Raw genomic sequence first — 15,632 nt, 5'->3', positions numbered from 1 at the left:
GTCGATGTCGTCCGCCACTCTGCAGGAACCGGCCGGGCGCACTCGCCCGGCCGGTCCCCCGGCTCCGCGGTCGCGCAGTCGCTCGGTCAACCGCCAGACCGCCGCGGCCTGGCTGCTGGCCCTGCCGTTCGTCGCGCTTTTCCTCGCCTTCACCGCCGGGCCGGTGCTCGGTTCGCTCGCGATGAGCTTCACCGACATGAAGCAGCGCGATCTGCGCACCCCGTTCGCGGTGAATGGGGTCGGGATCGACAACTACGTGAAGGCGCTGTCCGACGAGACCTTCCGCAAGGCCGCGTTCAACACGGCGTACTTCGTGATCGTCGGGGTGCCGCTGACTCTGGTCGCGGCGCTGGCGGCGGCGGTCCTGCTGGACCGGGGCGTGAAGAAGTTCCAGAGCCTGTTCAAGGTCGCGTACTACCTGCCGGTGATCACCTCGATCGTCGCGATCGCGGTGATCTGGCGGTTCGTGCTGGCGCCTGACTCCGGGCTGCTGAACACGGTGCTGTCCTGGGTCGGCATCGACGGGCCGAACTGGCTGGCGTCGAAGACCTGGGCGATGCCGTCGCTGATCGTGATGGCGACGTGGCGCAACTTCGGCGCCGCGATGATCATCTTCCTGGCCGGGCTGCAGGGCATCCCGCACACCGTCGAGGAGGCCGGCCAGATCGACGGCGCGAGCTCCTGGCAGCGGTTCCGGTACCTGATCCTGCCGCTGCTGCGACCGACCATCCTGTTCACCAGCGTCACCACCGGGATCGGCTACCTGCAGTTCTTCGAGGAGCCGCTGGTGATGACGCAGGGCGGTCCGCTGAACTCGACCATCTCGGTGTCGATGTACACGTACCAGCAGTTCGGCTTCGGCAACTACGGGCTGGCCACCTCGATGAGCTACATCCTGTTCGTCGTCATCGCCGTGGTCACCTTCATCCAGTTCCGGCTGCTGAGGGAGAAGTGATGCGCCGCACCTGGTGGATCTACCTGATCGCCGTCCTCGGCCTGATCGCCGTGGCGGCACCGTTCGCCTGGATGTTCCTCGGCAGCTTCAAGACCCAGGGTGAGCTGCTCCGGGTCCCGCCGACGTGGTTGCCCGAGGCACCTACCAACCAGAACTACGCCGATCTGCTCAGCAAGGCGAACTTCCCGCAGTACTTCCTCAACTCGGCGATCGTCGCGATCGCGGTGACCGCGGGCAACCTGATCTTCTGCTCGATGGTCGGCTACTCGCTGGCCAAGTTGCGGTTCCGCGGCCGGAACGCGCTGTTCGTGCTGGTGCTGGCCACCCTGATGATCCCGGGCGTCGTCACGTTCGTGCCGCTGTTCGTGCTCGTCACCAACGCCGGGCTGGCGAACAGCTACCCGGGCCTGATCCTGCCGTTCCTGGTGTCGCCGTTCGGCGTCTTCCTGATGCGGCAGTTCTTCGCCGGCCTGCCGGACGACCTGATGGACGCCGGCCGGGTGGACGGCACCAGCGAGCTCGGCATCTTCGCCCGGATCATGCTCCCGCTGACCAAGCCCGCCCTGGCCACTCTCGGCATCCTCACCTTCCTCGGCTCCTGGAACAACTTCCTCTGGCCGCTGGTGATCGCCCAGACCGAGGAGATGTACACCCTGCCCGTCGCCCTGGCGCTGTACTCGACCGGACAGAACGCGCAGAACTACGGCCTGTTGATGGCCGGCGCGGTTGTGGTCGTCGTACCGGTGCTGGTGATCTTCCTGGTCTTCCAGCGCCACGTCACGCGAGGCATCGCCATCACCGGACTCAAGTAGCCGGTACTCAAGCAAAGCCACACATTGGAGGCTCAGATGACCGCCAACATCAGCCGACGCACGCTCTTAGCCGCAACCGGATCCGCCGCCCTGATCGGTACCACGACCGCCGCCACCGCCTCGTACGCCGGATCGCCCGATCCGGGGGTTCTGCTGAAGGGCGGGTGGAAGCCGAGCCGGCAGGAGAAGGCGCTGGTCGGCCGCTGGGCCCGGGACACCTGGCGCAGCCTGGTCGCGATGACGGACGAGCACACCGGCCTGCCCGCCGACAACATCGGGGAGTCCGTCACGAACCCGGTGCGCAGCAAGTACACCTCGCCGACCAACATCGGCGGCTACCTGTGGAGCACGGTGGTCGCCCGCCGGCTCGGCATCATCTCGCCGCAGGATTCGCTGCGCCGGATCACCCAGACGCTTACCACGATGTCCCGGGTGGACCACCACGACCCGAGCGGCATGTACTTCAACTGGTACGACGAGGCCACTGGTGAGGTCCTCAAGGTCGACCCGGACGGCACCAGGGCGATCACCCCGTTCGTCTCCAGCGTCGACAACGGGTGGTTCGCGGCCGCTCTGATGGTGGTCCGCAACGCCGAGCCGCGGGCCCGCCACCTGGCCGACTCGCTGCTGGACAAGATGAACTTCGCCTACTACTACAACCCCGACGCCCGGCCCGGGGTCGGCGCGGGACTGATGCGCGGCGGTTTCTTCGAGACCCCGCCGCCGGACGAGGAGACCGACAAGGGCAACCACGCCGGTACCGGGCCGGACGTGTACTACCGCAAGTTCCACTACGACACCTGCAACACCGAGGCCCGGATCGCGCCGTACATCGGCATCTCCCGCGGCGAGGTCCCACGGGAGCAGTACTTCGCCACCTACCGGACCTTCCCGGAGACCTGCGACTGGTCCTGGGTGGAGCAGAAGCCCGTCGGCGTGCACCGGACCTACCTGGGCATCGACGTGTTCGAGGGCGCCTACTCCTACCGCGGGATGCGGATGGTGCCGTCGTGGGGTGGCGACATGTTCGAGTCGCTGATGCCCGACCTGTTCATCCCGGAGTCGAGCTGGGCTCCCCGGAGCTGGGGAATCAACCACCCGCTCACCGTGCGCGCGCACATCGAGCACGGGCTGGACGACGCGAAGTACGGGTACTGGGGCTTCTCCCCCGCGAGCAACCCGCGCGGCGGGTACTCCGTGTACGGCGTCGACGCGATCGGGATGGACCCGGGTGGTTACCCCTCCGACCTGGAGGCGACCAACTACGACATCGGCTTCGAGGGCTGCCGCGAGGGCACCAACCCGAACCCGACCTTCGGCGACGGGGTGGTCACGCCGCACGCGGCCTTCCTGGCCATGCAGTACGCCCCGCGGCAGGCGATCCAGAACCTGGCCGGGATCGAGTCGAAGTTGCACGCGTATGGCGGTGGCGGGTTCTTCGACTCGGTGGCGGTGAAGTCCGGGTTGATCGCCCGGCGCTACCTGTCGCTGGACCAGGCGATGGTGATGGGCGCCATCGGCAACGTCTTCGGCGACGACGTGATCCGGCGCAACTTCAGCGTCGGCGACGTCGCCCGGCACGTCCGCCCGCTGATCGCGATGGAGCAGTTCTCCGCCGGCCTCGACTGATCCCCCTCAAATCCCGTTGCAACCGACCTGGAGCCTCCTGTATGCAGAGCGACGCCAAGACCGACTGGGACGATCGGATCTCGGTCCGCAGCGACGAGACCCGTGAGCTGCGGTTCCCGGACCTCGATCCGCCGGCGGAGGTGACGGCCGTCGGCGGGGTCGGGCAGGTGACGATCGACTGGACCCCGGTCCGGGGAGCCGTGGGGTACCTGATCCTACGCGGTACGGATGACGCGTCGCTCGAGCCGGTGGACCACCACAGCGGGGACGTCCTGTCGGTCCCGGCGCCGCCGTACGTCGACACCACCGGCACGCCCGGAACGGAGTACCGGTATGCGGTGGCGAGCGTTCCTGAGGTGACCACGCACGGCCGTCCCAGTGCTTCGGTGGCCGCCAAGGCGTTGGTTGCTGACGGCAAAGTGCCGCACGTGCGGGTGGTGGTCGATGCCGTTGCCGAGGGCACCGAGCTGCACCGGCCGTGGGCGCCGATGATCGGCAGCGAACGGCTCAGTCAGCTGCTCTGCGAGGAGCTCAGCGGCGGCCGGGAGATCGGCGTCGAGCTCGAGCAGGCGTTGCGCCGGATGCACGACGAGATCGGCGTCCGGACGGTTCGCGCGCACGCGATCTTCCACGACGACACCCTGGTCTACACCGAACGCGACGGCGAACCCGTCTACGACTTCACCGTGGTGGACGCGATCTACGACAAGCTGCTCGGGATCGGGCTGCGGCCGGTGGTCGAGCTCGGGTTCATGCCGCGGGACCTGGCGTCCGACCCGAAGAAGACCGTCTTCGAGTACGGCGCGATCATCTCGCCGCCGCACTCCTGGGACCGCTGGGGCGAGCTGGTCCACCGGCTCGTCTCGCACCTGGTGGACCGCTACGGCCTCGACGAGGTGCTCGACTGGGACTTCGAGGTGTGGAACGAGGCCAACCTCGAGGTCTTCTGGTCCGGCACGAAGGCCGAGTGGATGCGCCTGTACGACGTGACCGCCGCCGCGGTGAAGGCCGTCGATCGCCGGCTGGCCGTGGGTGGGCCGTCCTCCGCGGCGGCCGGGTGGGTCGACGATCTGCTCGCGCACGCCGCTGCCGTCGGATCACCGGTGGACTTCGTCTCCACCCACACCTACGGCAGCCCGCCGCTCGACGTACAGGCGTCGCTGGATCGGTACGGGTTCGGTGACGCGCGGATCCTGTGGACGGAGTGGGGCGTCACCCCGACGCACTTCAACCCGATCAACGACTCGGTCTTCTCAGGTGTCTTCCTGCTGCGCGGGATGCGCTCGGCGGCCGGGCGGGTGGACGCCCTCGCGTACTGGGTCGCCTCCGACCATTTCGAGGAACTCGGCCGACCGCCTCGCCTGCTGCACGGCGGCTTCGGTCTGCAGACCGTGGGCGGACTCCCCAAGCCCCGGTTTCATGCCCTCTCGCTGCTCAACCGCCTCGGGTCGGACGAGCTCCCGGTGTCCATCGAGGGTGATGGCGGCGGCAGCCTGATCGAGGCCTGGGCATCCCGCGACCGCGACCGGATCGCCGTGCTCCTGTGGAACCTGACCCTCGACCAGACCAAGGTGGACGGATCCGCCGACCTCACCCGCAAGGTGAAGCTGGCGCTCCCCAGCGTGGACCCGAGCTGGCAGGTGACAGCCACCTCTTTGACGCCTGGCCTCCGCGCTGACGAAGGCTCGGGTGATCTGGCAGCGGAAGCGGCCGCCCTCGAGGTCGGCGACTGGCCGACCGCGGAGCAGTGGGTGGAACTGGCCGAGCTCAGCAAGCTCAGGACGGAGCCACTGGCTCGTGACGGCGACGAAGTCACCTTGACGCTGAGGATGCCGTCCGCAGTACTGATCGAGGTGCGGCCTGCCCGCTGACGGTGCCTTGAGCGCACCCGGAGGTCTACCCTCGACGCGTGAGCGGTGCGCGCGACATGTACTCGCACATCACCGAGCTGGACGGCCCTGCGGTGGCGGCGATCGCCGAGCGACTCGACATCCGTGCCGCGGATCCCAGCCAGCGCAGGCTCCGGGACGAGTACCTGGCCAGACCTTCGTACGCCGCAGGTTCGGTCGTGCTGGAGGTCGGCTCGGGCACGGGTGCCGTCACCGGGCAGATCGCCGGACTGCCCGGCGTCGTCCGCGTGGTCGGCGTCGATCCCAGCCCGTACTTCGTCGACCTGGCCACCAGCCGGTATCCGGAGCTGCGGTTCGAGGTGGGCGACGGGCGTGCGTTGCCGTTCGAGGCCGAGTCGTTCGACGGGATCGTGTTCGCCACGACGCTCTGCCACATCCCCGGCCCGGAGCAGGCGCTCGCCGAGGCGTTCCGGGTCCTCAAGCCGGGCGGCTCCCTGCTGATCTTCGACGGCGACTACACCACCGTCACGGTCGCGGTCGCGCCGAACGATCCGCTGCAGCCCTGTGTCGACGCGACAGTCAACCAACTGGTCCACGATCCGTGGATCATGCGGCGCCTGGGGCGACTCGTTTCCGCGGCCGGGTTCGAGCCGGGCGACCTGCGCAGTCACGGGCACGTCGAGCTGGACTCGCCCACCTACATGCTGGCCCTGGTGTCGACCGGTGCCGACGCACTCGCCGAGGCCGGCACCATCACCGCCGTGACGGCGAGCGCACTTCGCGCCGAGGCTCGTGATCGGGCCGCAACTGGCCGGTTCTTCGGCCACATCGCCTACGCCAGTCTGCTGGCCGGCAAACCGCTCGGCGGGGCCGTCTGATCAATCGGCGGACTCGGCCGGGGTGGGGCGGCCCGGCTGGTCGCCGCCGCGCGCCTCGAGGTACGAGTTCTTCGGGACCATCACCTTGCGCTTGAAGAGGCAGACGACGGTGCCGTCCTGCTTGTAGCCCTTGGTCTCCACGCAGACGACGCCCCGGTCGTCCTTGGACTTCGACTCCCACTTGTCCAGCACGGTGGTCTCGCCGTAGATGGTGTCACCGTGGAAGGTGGGGGCGATGTGGCGCAGCGACTCGACCTCCAGGTTGGCGATCGCCTTGCCGCTCACGTCGGGGACCGACATGCCGAGCAGGATCGAGTAGATGTAGTTGCCGACCACAACGTTCTTGCCGAACTGGGTGGTCTGCTCGGCGTAGTTCGCGTCCAGGTGCAGTGGATGGTGGTTCATGGTGAGCAGGCAGAACAGGTGGTCGTCCGACTCGGTGACCGTCTTGCCGGGCCAGTGCTTGTAGACGGCACCGACCTCGAACTCCTCGTAGCTGCGCCCGAACTGCATCCCGGCTCCTTCCGATCCGCCCCGTCCGGGCCCATGCTGCCGAATCCGGGGCCGTCACGGCAGTACCTCGCCGCGTGGCCTACCTCTCAACCGCCCAGCAGGCACCGCGGGGCGAGACGCACGTCACCCGGAGGTGCCACCGCCGAGGTGGGGCAACTCCGGGAGTTCATCGGCCGCGCCGCTAGTTGGACTGCTCCGGCAGGCGCGGGGCGACCTCGCCCTTGAGGGCCAGCTTGGCCAGGTGGTTCCGGGCCTCCTCGGCGAACTTGAAGTCGCACAGTACGTCGTACGTGGTGGCCACGACCGAGGTCCGCGAGGTGAAGTCGCGGCTGCCGCGCAGCTGGCCGTAGCCGATCGCGCCGAACGCCATCCCGAACAGTCCGCCCAGCACCAGGCCGGTCAGCAGGGCGGCCAGCCAACCGCCGTCGGGGGCGAAGATGCCGAGCAGTACGCCGACGAACAGGCCGAACCAGGCGCCGCTGGCCAGGCCGGCGGTGAGCGCCCGCCCCCAGGTCAGCCGGCCGGTGATCTTCTCGACCTGGCGAAGGTTGTTGCCGACGATGGTCGTGTGCTCGACCGGGAACTTCTCGTCCGAGAGGTAGTCGACCGCTCGCTGTGCCTCCCGGTACGTGTCGTAGGTCCCGATCGTCAGACCGGTCGGCCGGGGGTCCATCGAGGGCATGCCCTGGGTGGTCATCGTCGTTCCTCTCCGCTTGCTTCCAACCCCATCATTGCCGACGGCTGGTGACGGCACATTGATAGCCTCGCCGTGATGGCCGGGCGGAGGTGGGACATGGGCGCGACACGCCGGGTCGGACGTGTCTTCGCCCGGCGTTCCCAGAGCGGTCCGGCGCCGGTCGATCTGGTCGGCAGCGGCAAGCTCGACGGCAGTCTGATCGACTGGGCCTACTACCGCGACGGCCACCGCGACCACCAGATCGGCTCGTACGTCGAGGCGCTGCAGCGGGCCCGCCGGGGCGAGGGCTTCGTCTGGATCGGCCTGTTCGAGCCGAACGCGTTGCAACTGGAGCTGATCGGCCGGCAGTTCGGCCTGCACCCGCTGGCCGTCGAGGACGCCACCGAGGCCCACCAGCGGCCGAAGCTGGAGAGGTACGGCGACGACAGCCTGTTCGCCGTGCTCAAGACCGTCCGGTACGTCCCGCACGACGACCTGACCGCCACCAGCGAGGTGGTGGAGTCCGGCGAGGTGATGGTCTTCTGCGGCCCGGGGTTCGTGATCACCGTGCGGCACGGCGACCACGGCGAGCTGTCCGGCCTGCGGCAACAGCTCGAGCAGCATGCGAAGCGGCTCAGGTCCGGGCCGGGTGGTGTGCTGCACGCGATCGCCGACCACGTGGTGGACAGCTACCTGGAGGTCGCGCAGGCGGTCCAGAACGACATCGACCAGATCGAGATCGAGATCTTCAGCCCGCGCGGCTGGCGCAACATCGAGCGGGTCTACCAGCTCAAGCGCGAGGTGCTGGAACTGAAGCGGGCGGTGGCTCCGCTGACCGGGCCGATGCGGGCCCTGTCCACCCAGGAGCACCCGCTGATCAACGAGGAGACCAGGAACTACTTCCGCGACGTCGACGACCATCTGCTGCGGGTGAAGGAGCAGGTGATCTCGTTCGACGAGCTGCTCAGCTCCATCCTGCAGGCCGGACTGGCCCAGGTGCAGGTGTCGGAGAACGAGGACATGCGGCGGATCTCGGCCTGGGTCGCGATCATCGCCGTGCCGACCCTGATCGCCGGGATCTACGGGATGAACTTCGAGAACATGCCCGAGACGAAGTGGAAGTACGGCTACTTCATCGTGCTCGGGGTGATGGCGCTGGCCTGCAGCGGCCTCTACCGGCTGTTCAAGCGCAACCGCTGGCTCTGACTTCCCCCGGGCGACCCGAACGGTTGTGCCGCGTCCGAGCCGACTGGTTCAATGCCACCATCGCGTACGGTCAGCGGTCCGCCACAGGCTGCGACCGACGGTAATCGGAATGTCGTGACGGCTCCGGCGGCTCCCGCCAGAGCACCCGGCCGACCGTGCCGATCAGCTGAGCTTGTAGTCCTCGAGGAGGCGGCGGCCGATGATCATCCGCTGGATGTCGGCCGTGCCCTCGCCGATCAGCAGCATCGGGGCCTCGCGGTAGAGGCGCTCGATCTCGTACTCCTTGGAGAAGCCGTAGCCGCCGTGGATCCGGAACGAGTCCTCGACCACCTGTGAGCAGTACTCGCTGGCCAGGTACTTCGCGACGCCGGCCTCGAAGTCGTTGCGGGAACCGGCGTCCTTCTTCCGGGCCGCCTTCACCATCAGCTCGTGCGCGGCCTCGACCTTGACCGCCATGTCGGCCAGCCGGAACAGCACCGCCTGGTGGTCGGCGATCTTCTTGCCGAAGGTCTCGCGCTGCTGGGCGTAGGAGATGCCGAGCTCGAACGCGCGCCGGGCCACCCCGCAGCCGCGCGCGGCCACGTTCACCCGACCGACCTCGACGCCGTCCATCATCTGGTAGAAACCCTTGCCCGGTTGGCCGCCGAGAATCTGGCCGGCATCGATCCGATAGCCGTCGAAGATCAGCTCGGTGGTGTCGACGCCCTTGTAGCCCATCTTCTCGATCTTGCCGGGCACAGTCAGGCCCTTGTCGACCTCGCCGAAACCCGGCTCCTTCTCGACCAGGAAGGTGGTCATGTTCTTGTAGACCGAGTCGTTGCCCTCGTCGGTCTTCACCAGTACCGCGACCAGGTTGGCCGTGCCACCGTTCGTCAGCCACATCTTCTGGCCATTGATGGTGTAGCTGTCACCATCCTTCACGGCCTTGGTCTTGATCGCGGCGACGTCGGAGCCGCAACCGGGCTCGGACATCGAGAACGCGCCGCGCACCTCGCCGGTCGCCATCCGCGGCAGGTACCGCTGCTTCTGCTCGTCGGTGCCGTGCTGCAACAGCATGTACGCGACGATGAAGTGGGTGTTGATGATGCCGGACACGCTCATCCAGCCGCGGGCGATCTCCTCGACGCAGAGCGCGTAGGTGAGCAGCGACTCCCCCAGCCCGCCGTACTCCTCCGGGATCATCAGGCCGAACAGCCCGAGCTCCTTGAGGCCCTCGACGATCTCGGTCGGGTACTCGTCCTTGTGCTCCAGCTCGGTGGCGACCGGCAGGATCTCGGACTCGACGAAGGAGCGGACCGTCTTCAGGATCTCCTCCTGGATGTCGGTGAGTCCCTCGGTCTGCTGCAACCTGCTCATCTGCGGTGCTCCTTCCGTCGCCCACGACGCTTACTCGTGAGTATCGCGGGTCCCAGCATCGCGGTACCGACCCGACACCCGCTGTGACACCGGCCACCCCCACACCGTCGCCTGTCCCACACCGCAGCCTGTACTGCGCTGCGGCGCCGGTACTCCGTCGGCCGGCGGCCGCTCCGGGGGGCCCGCGACGCTCGTCTCGGCGGGCTTATTCGTTCGAGTTGCGGTTGTCGCCGTCGCCCGTGGGCAGGGTGCGGCCGATGCTCGCGAACAGGGCGGCGATCTGCGGAGTGCCCTGCCAGCGGTGCTGCCGCTCGGCCGCAGTCAGGCGCATCCGGGCCGACTGGAACTGCCTGACGGCTTCCTGCTCGTGTCCCTCGGCCAGTGCGTCCGCCGCCTGGTCGAGATCCTTCGCCGCCTCCTTCACGGTCCGGCTCCCTCGGCCGTCCTGCGCACTCTCGCGCACCAGCCGGGCGAGCGTGCGCAGAGACTGCGGGCTGGCGGTCTGCGGTTCGGACGGCTTCTTGGTGGGGGTCGGCTTCGGAGTGAGCTTCTTCGACGGGGTCTTGCTCGGCGTCGGAGTCGGCTTCGGCTTGACCACCGGCTTCACCGTGGCCGACGGCGTCGTTGCCGGCGGGCCGGCCTCGGCCGTGTCGTTGGAGACCCCCTGGCGGAGCAGGGCCGCGATCACCACACCGGCAAGCAGTACTGCGGCCGCCAAGAGCACCTTGGGGAAGGGGAAACCCTTGGTGGCGCGTCGGTGCGAGGCCGGCTCGGGCGCGACCTCGTACTCGTCGTCGTCAGCCGGCTCGAACCCGAGCCGCGCCAGCCCGTCGCCAGGCTCCCCGCCGTCCGCCGACTCGGCGGCTCCGGGGCTCGTCCCGGCAGTAGCTCCGGCAGCGGCTTCGGCGGCCGGCAGGAGCGGCAGCACCCGAGTGCCGTGATCCATCGGCGCAACCATCGTCGGCTGGCTGTTGAGGAGTTCCGTCACGGCGGCGACCGATGCCGGCCGGGCCGCGGGGTCCTTGGCGAGCAGCCGCATCACCAGCTCCGCGAGTCCCTCGGGCACATCGGGACGCCGTACGGCGATCGGTACCGGGGTGGCCTCCAGGTGCTGGCGCAGCACGCTCTCCACGTCGTCGGCGACGAACGGCGGCCGGCCCCCGAGCAGTTCGTACAGGACACAGCCGAGCGCGTACCAGTCGCTGGCAGGCGTGGCTGTCTGGCCCCGGACCTGCTCGGGCGCGACATACGAAGCAGTGCCGAGCAGTACTGTGCTGCCGGGTCCTTCGAGGCCTGCTGCCTCGGCAATGCCGAAGTCGGTGATCTTGAGCGTGCCGTCAGGCGCCAGCAGGAGGTTGCCCGGCTTCACGTCCCGGTGCACGATCCCCGCGGCATGGGCGGCGTCCAGCGCCCGAGCACCCTGCAGAGCGATATCGCCCACCAGCTTGCTGGACGGGAGGCCCTGGCTGCGGAGCAACTGCGCGAGGTCGGGGCCGTTCACCAGTTCCATCACCAGGAACACCTGGCCCGCCGCGGTGCCCACGTCGTACGTGCCGACCACGTTCGGGTGGGTCAGCCGGGCCGCCGCACGAGCCTCCGTGCGGAAGCGCTCGGCGGCGTCCATCGGGTCGCCTTCCATCCGGCGCAGCAGTTTCACCGCCACCGGCCGGGCCAGGACCTGGTCCTCGGCCCGCCACACCTCGCCCGCTCCGCCGTGCCCCAGTGGGGACAGCAACCGGTAGCGCCCTGCGAGTACCTCGCCGTTCACACCAACACCCCACTACGCCTCAGCTACGGCCGGATCGCCGCCGCTACCTTAGGCGGCCACGCCGAGGAGAGCGAGTGCGCGCGGAATTCCTTCAGCCTCCGCTGAGGCAACGACCCCGCTGGGCGTGCACAACGTCCGCTATCCGAATGCCGCGGTCGCCGTACCCGTGCTGATCCGGAGTACGTACATTTGCCGTGCTCATGAGCACGCGGAGTACTAGCGTGAGCGCATGATGCGATCACTCAGGTCCACAACCGCCCTGGTCGCGGCCACGCTGCTCGCCGCGACACTCACGACAACCACCGCGGCGGCCGCGCCCGAAGTGCAGGCCGGCAAGTCCAAGCCCGTGGTCCGGTGCGAGTTCACCCCGACACCGGAGAACCCGGCCGCGAAGCCCGTCCGGATCCCCTCCCCGATAGCGAAGGCGAAGGGCACGGTCGACGTGTACTTCGTGACGAACTACGGGCCGTTCGTGGTCCGGATGGACCGGGCGAACGCGCCGTGCGGCGTGCACAACTTCGTGCACCTGACGAAGAGCCGGTTCTACGACTGGACCCAGTGCTTCCGGCTGACGAACTCGGCCCGGCTCGGCGTGCTCCAGTGCGGTGACATCTACCGCCAGGAGGAGGGCGGCCCGGGGTACAAGTTCCCGGACGAGGTCACCGGCCAGGAGACCTACCCGCGCGGCACGGTTGCCATGGGCAACCAAGGGCCCGGGACCAACGGCAGTGAGTTCTTCGTGGTGCACTCGTTCGCGAACATCCCGCCGAACTACACCGTGCTCGGCCACGTCATCTACGGCATGAGCACGTTCGACCGGATGGTTGCGGCCGGCATCGCCGACCCCGACCAGGACGGCCCGCCGGTGCACCCGATCCGGTTGCTGAAGGTCTTCACCCTCGGCTGACCACAACTCTGTCCTGAAAGGCGAACCGATCAAGTGACAATCCAGCTGATCGTACTGAACGGTGGCTCGAGCTCCGGCAAGACCGGCATCGCCCGCTGCCTGCAGGCGATCCTGCCGCGACCGTGGCTCAGCCTCAGCGTGGACGACTTCGTCGACGCGCTGCCGCCCTCGCTGGTGGACTCGGGCGTGGACTCGGGCTCGGGTTCAGACTCGGGCTCGGGTTCAGACTCGGGCTCGGGCGCGGGCATCGCGTTCGGGCAGCAGGGCGAGGTCATCGTCGGCGAAGGCTTCCGCGAGTTGGAGGCCGCCTGGATGGCTGGGATCGCCGCGATGGTCCGCGCCGGGGCACGGGTCATCGTCGACGACGTGTTCCTGGGCGGCGCCGCCTCCCAGGAGCGCACCCGGGCGCAACTGGAGGGTCTCGAGGTGCTGTGGGTCGGCGTGCGTTGCGACGCCGCGATCGTGGCCGGCCGGGAGCTCACCCGGGGCGACCGGGCGGTCGGGATGGCCGCGTCGCAGGCGGAGATCGTGCACAAGGGCGTCGTCTACGACGTCGAGGTCGACACCGGCCACGCCGAATCCCTGGACTGCGCCCGCACCATCGCGGCGTACGTCAAGGACAGTATCGCGGCGTACGTCAAGGACAGTTGAGCCTCCCCTCGAGAGCCCCTCGAGGGGAGGGTAATTCGGCGGTGCCGGGGCTAGCGTGAGGTCGTGAGCAGCAAGCGCGGCCGGCCGCGGCACCCCGACGTACTGACTCCTGCCGAGTGGCGGGTGGTGGACGCGGTCCGGCACGGGATGTCGAACCGGCAGATCGCCACCCGCCGGGACATCAGCGTCGACGCGGTGAAGTTCCACGTCGCGAACGCGTTGCTGAAACTCGGCCTGGAACGCCGCGCCGACCTGCGCACCTGGCGCGGCGTACCGGCCGACAGCGCCCTGCGAACCCTTCGACAAGGAGTCCCCGCGATGACCAGTACATCCGTGCAACTCGGCGCCATCGGCCAGATCTCCCGGCCGGTCCGCGACATCGCCACCGCCGTGGAGTGGTACGGCAAGGTGCTGGGCCTGCCGCACCTCTACACCTTCGGCGACCTGGCCTTCTTCGACTGCGGCGGCACCAGGTTGTTCCTCAGTGCCACCGAGAAGTCGCAGGCGAACGCCGAACCGTCGGTCCTCTACTTCCGCGTGGACGATATCCAGACCGCGTACGACGATCTGCGCGCCCGCGGCGTCGAGTTCGAGAACGCGCCGCATCTGATCCACAAGCACGAGTCCGGCGTGGAGGAGTGGATGGCCTTCTTCCCCGACCCGGACGGCCACCTGCTCGCGATCATGGCCCAGGTGCCACCTGAATGACCCCTTGCGTCCGAAGAAGTGCGGACCCGTCCCCGCGGTTCTTCGGACGCAAGGTCAGTGGAATCACTCGGACGGTGGTTGCCAGACGTCGGTGCGGGTCATGCCGGCGGCGCGGCCCTTGGCGGAGATGACCAGCGCCATCTTGCGGGACGCCTCGTCGATCATCTCGTCGCCGAGCATCACCGCGCCCCGGGCGCCACCGGCCGCGGAGGTGTAGTGGTCGTAGGCGTCGAGGATGTTCTCGGAGTGGTCGTAGTCCTCCTGCCGCGGCGAGTAGACCTCGTTGGCAGCGGCGATCTGGTCCGGGTGCAGCACCCACTTGCCGTCGAAGCCGAGCGCCGCCGACCGGCCCGCCACCCGGCGGAACCCGTCGAGCTCCTTGATCTGCAGGTAGGGACCGTCGATCGCCTGCTTCCCGTGCGCCCGCGCCGCCATCAGGATCTGCATCAGGATGTAGTGGTAGGCGTCGCCGACGTCGTAACCGGGCGGCTGCTCGCCGACCACCAGCGACTTCATGTTGATCGACGCCATGAAGTCGGCCGGGCCGAAGATGATCGTCTCCACCCGCGGCGACGCCTGAGCGATCGCGTTCACGTTGGTCAGGCCGAGGGCGTTCTCGATCTGCGCCTCGATGCCGAGCCGGCCGATCTCCAGGCCGTGCACCTTCTCCAACTGGGTCAGCAGCAGGTCGAGGGCGACCACCTGCTCGGCGGTCTGCACCTTCGGCAGCATGATGCAGTCGAGGTTCGCGCCGGCGCCGGAGACGACCTCGATCACGTCGGCGTACGTCCACTCGGTGGTCCAGTCGTTCACCCGGACCACCCGGGTCTTCGACCCCCAGCCGCCCTCGTTCAGCGCGGCGACGATGTTCTTGCGGGCGTCCACCTTGGCGATCGGCGCGACCGAGTCCTCCAGATCGAGGAACACCTGGTCGGCGTCCAGACCCTTGGCCTTCTCCAGGAACCGCGGGTTCGAGCCCGGCGTCGCCAGGCACGAACGCCTGCTGCGGAAGGCCTTGCCGGTGGTCGTCTCGTCAGCCATCTTCGCGATCCTTAGCCTCGGTTACCCGTCGGTCACTCGCAGCGTACGGCGAAAGCGCCCGCCGCAGCCCGGTGACATCCCTCACTCCCGCTGGAGTTGTGGCGGGCGTCACCGGACCTCCACAGGTCCGGGTGTGTGGGACGCTGAGGCGGTGATGACGGAGCAGGCTGTTGCGGAGATCGCCGGGGTGATGAAGAAGGCGGGGCTCGTCTGGCTGTCCTGGGGTGGCGGACGCCCGGCACCGGCGTGGTTCGCGACCGTCGACGGCTCGTACGTCGTGCTCGCGGACAGGTCGGGCAGCGCGGAGCAGCCCCTGCCCGGACTGGCCGACGCCGGCGCGGCCCAGGTCGTAGTACCGGCGAAGCCTGCAACCACCCGCCTGGCCGGCTGGACCGCGCGGGTACGCCGCCTCGAGCCCGGCAGCGAGGAGTGGACAACGGCAGCCCACGTACTGCGGACCGAGCGGCTGAACGCGTCCGGCCTGGACACTCAGCTGGATCGCTGGCAGACGGAGGCCGATCTGCTCGTCCTGGAACCCACCGGGGAGATCACCGAGAACGCGGGCAACTATGACGACACCTCGCGGCTGGAGTCCCCGGCAGCTACTCCGGCGACCACCCGGGGAGCGCGGCCGATCACCTTGCACCGGCGGTCCAAGCGGCGCCCGAAGCTGACCTGATCA

15 protein-coding genes are annotated in these 15,632 nt (G+C 68.7%); 10 read left to right on the top strand and 5 right to left on the bottom strand.

The window, feature by feature from the left end; all coding sequences use genetic code 11:
- Positions 1 to 4 precede the first annotated feature (4 nt).
- The 5 genes from EV648_RS13170 to EV648_RS13150 are packed head-to-tail and all read left to right on the top strand — an operon-like array spanning position 5 to position 6,124.
- Positions 5 to 955: a carbohydrate ABC transporter permease gene (locus EV648_RS13170; RefSeq protein WP_241995103.1), complete on the top strand. Its 951-nt coding sequence runs from the start codon at positions 5 to 7 to the stop codon at positions 953 to 955.
- Positions 955 to 1,767: a carbohydrate ABC transporter permease gene (locus EV648_RS13165; protein ID WP_132289816.1), complete on the top strand. Its 813-nt coding sequence runs from the start codon at positions 955 to 957 to the stop codon at positions 1,765 to 1,767. Before EV648_RS13170 ends, EV648_RS13165 begins: the two co-directional genes overlap by 1 nt.
- 36 nt (positions 1,768 to 1,803) lie before the next feature.
- Positions 1,804 to 3,396 carry a glucoamylase family protein gene (locus tag EV648_RS13160; protein ID WP_132289813.1) on the top strand — a complete coding sequence of 531 codons (1,593 nt, stop codon included), beginning with the start codon at positions 1,804 to 1,806 and terminating at the stop codon, positions 3,394 to 3,396.
- 41 nt (positions 3,397 to 3,437) lie between these two features.
- Positions 3,438 to 5,267 carry a xylan 1,4-beta-xylosidase gene (locus EV648_RS13155; protein WP_132289809.1) on the top strand — a complete coding sequence of 610 codons (1,830 nt, stop codon included), beginning with the start codon at positions 3,438 to 3,440 and terminating at the stop codon, positions 5,265 to 5,267.
- 38 nt (positions 5,268 to 5,305) lie between these two features.
- The gene (locus EV648_RS13150) at positions 5,306 to 6,124 is read left to right on the top strand and encodes a methyltransferase domain-containing protein (protein ID WP_132289806.1); all 819 of its coding nucleotides are present in this window, start codon (positions 5,306 to 5,308) and stop codon (positions 6,122 to 6,124) included.
- Here the strand turns inward: EV648_RS13150 and EV648_RS13145 are convergent, their stop codons facing one another.
- Entirely contained in the window at positions 6,125 to 6,637 is a 513-nt protein-coding gene (locus EV648_RS13145) for a MaoC family dehydratase (protein WP_132289803.1), read from the bottom strand. It lies immediately after the preceding gene.
- A 181-nt stretch (positions 6,638 to 6,818) separates the two neighbouring features.
- Positions 6,819 to 7,334, bottom strand: coding sequence for a general stress protein (locus EV648_RS13140; protein WP_132193545.1), 516 nt, complete (start codon positions 7,332 to 7,334; stop codon positions 6,819 to 6,821).
- Positions 7,335 to 7,409: 75 nt separating this feature from the next.
- On the opposite strand from EV648_RS13140, the gene EV648_RS13135 reads away from it, so the two are divergent.
- Positions 7,410 to 8,519, top strand: coding sequence for a magnesium and cobalt transport protein CorA (locus EV648_RS13135; protein WP_132289800.1), 1,110 nt, complete (start codon positions 7,410 to 7,412; stop codon positions 8,517 to 8,519).
- Between the two features lie 162 nt (positions 8,520 to 8,681).
- Here EV648_RS13135 and EV648_RS13130 read toward each other — a convergent pair whose 3' ends face one another.
- A complete protein-coding gene (locus EV648_RS13130) occupies positions 8,682 to 9,875 on the bottom strand; it encodes an acyl-CoA dehydrogenase family protein (protein WP_132193541.1) in 1,194 nt (397 codons plus the stop codon).
- A 205-nt stretch (positions 9,876 to 10,080) separates the two neighbouring features.
- On the bottom strand, positions 10,081 to 11,643 hold the full coding sequence (locus EV648_RS13125) for a serine/threonine-protein kinase (protein ID WP_132289797.1): 1,563 nt from the start codon (positions 11,641 to 11,643) through the stop codon (positions 10,081 to 10,083).
- A gap of 229 nt (positions 11,644 to 11,872) precedes the next feature.
- On the opposite strand from EV648_RS13125, the gene EV648_RS13120 reads away from it, so the two are divergent.
- The 3 genes from EV648_RS13120 to EV648_RS13110 all read left to right on the top strand — a co-directional run bounded on the left by EV648_RS13120 (position 11,873) and on the right by EV648_RS13110 (position 13,909).
- Positions 11,873 to 12,550, top strand: coding sequence for a peptidylprolyl isomerase (locus EV648_RS13120; protein ID WP_132289794.1), 678 nt, complete (start codon positions 11,873 to 11,875; stop codon positions 12,548 to 12,550).
- Positions 12,551 to 12,583: 33 nt separating this feature from the next.
- Complete coding sequence (cpt, locus tag EV648_RS13115; protein WP_132289791.1) at positions 12,584 to 13,201, top strand: chloramphenicol phosphotransferase CPT; 618 nt, start codon at positions 12,584 to 12,586, stop codon at positions 13,199 to 13,201.
- Between the two features lie 63 nt (positions 13,202 to 13,264).
- Positions 13,265 to 13,909, top strand: a complete 645-nt coding sequence (locus EV648_RS13110) for a VOC family protein (protein ID WP_132289788.1) — start codon at positions 13,265 to 13,267, stop codon at positions 13,907 to 13,909.
- A 63-nt stretch (positions 13,910 to 13,972) separates the two neighbouring features.
- On the opposite strand, the gene EV648_RS13105 is transcribed toward EV648_RS13110, so the two are convergent.
- Entirely contained in the window at positions 13,973 to 14,950 is a 978-nt protein-coding gene (locus EV648_RS13105) for a CoA ester lyase (RefSeq protein WP_132289785.1), read from the bottom strand.
- Between the two features lie 133 nt (positions 14,951 to 15,083).
- Between EV648_RS13105 and EV648_RS13100 the strand changes: the two genes are divergently transcribed.
- Entirely contained in the window at positions 15,084 to 15,629 is a 546-nt protein-coding gene (locus tag EV648_RS13100; RefSeq protein ID WP_241995102.1) for a hypothetical protein, read from the top strand.
- Positions 15,630 to 15,632: the final 3 nt, after the last annotated feature.

Origin of the sequence: Kribbella sp. VKM Ac-2568 (assembly GCF_004345365.1) — a bacterium.
GTDB classification, from domain to species: Bacteria; Actinomycetota; Actinomycetes; order Propionibacteriales; family Kribbellaceae; genus Kribbella; species Kribbella orskensis.
Note: the sequence above shows the minus strand (reverse complement) of the source record. Positions and strands in the feature narration are given on the sequence as shown.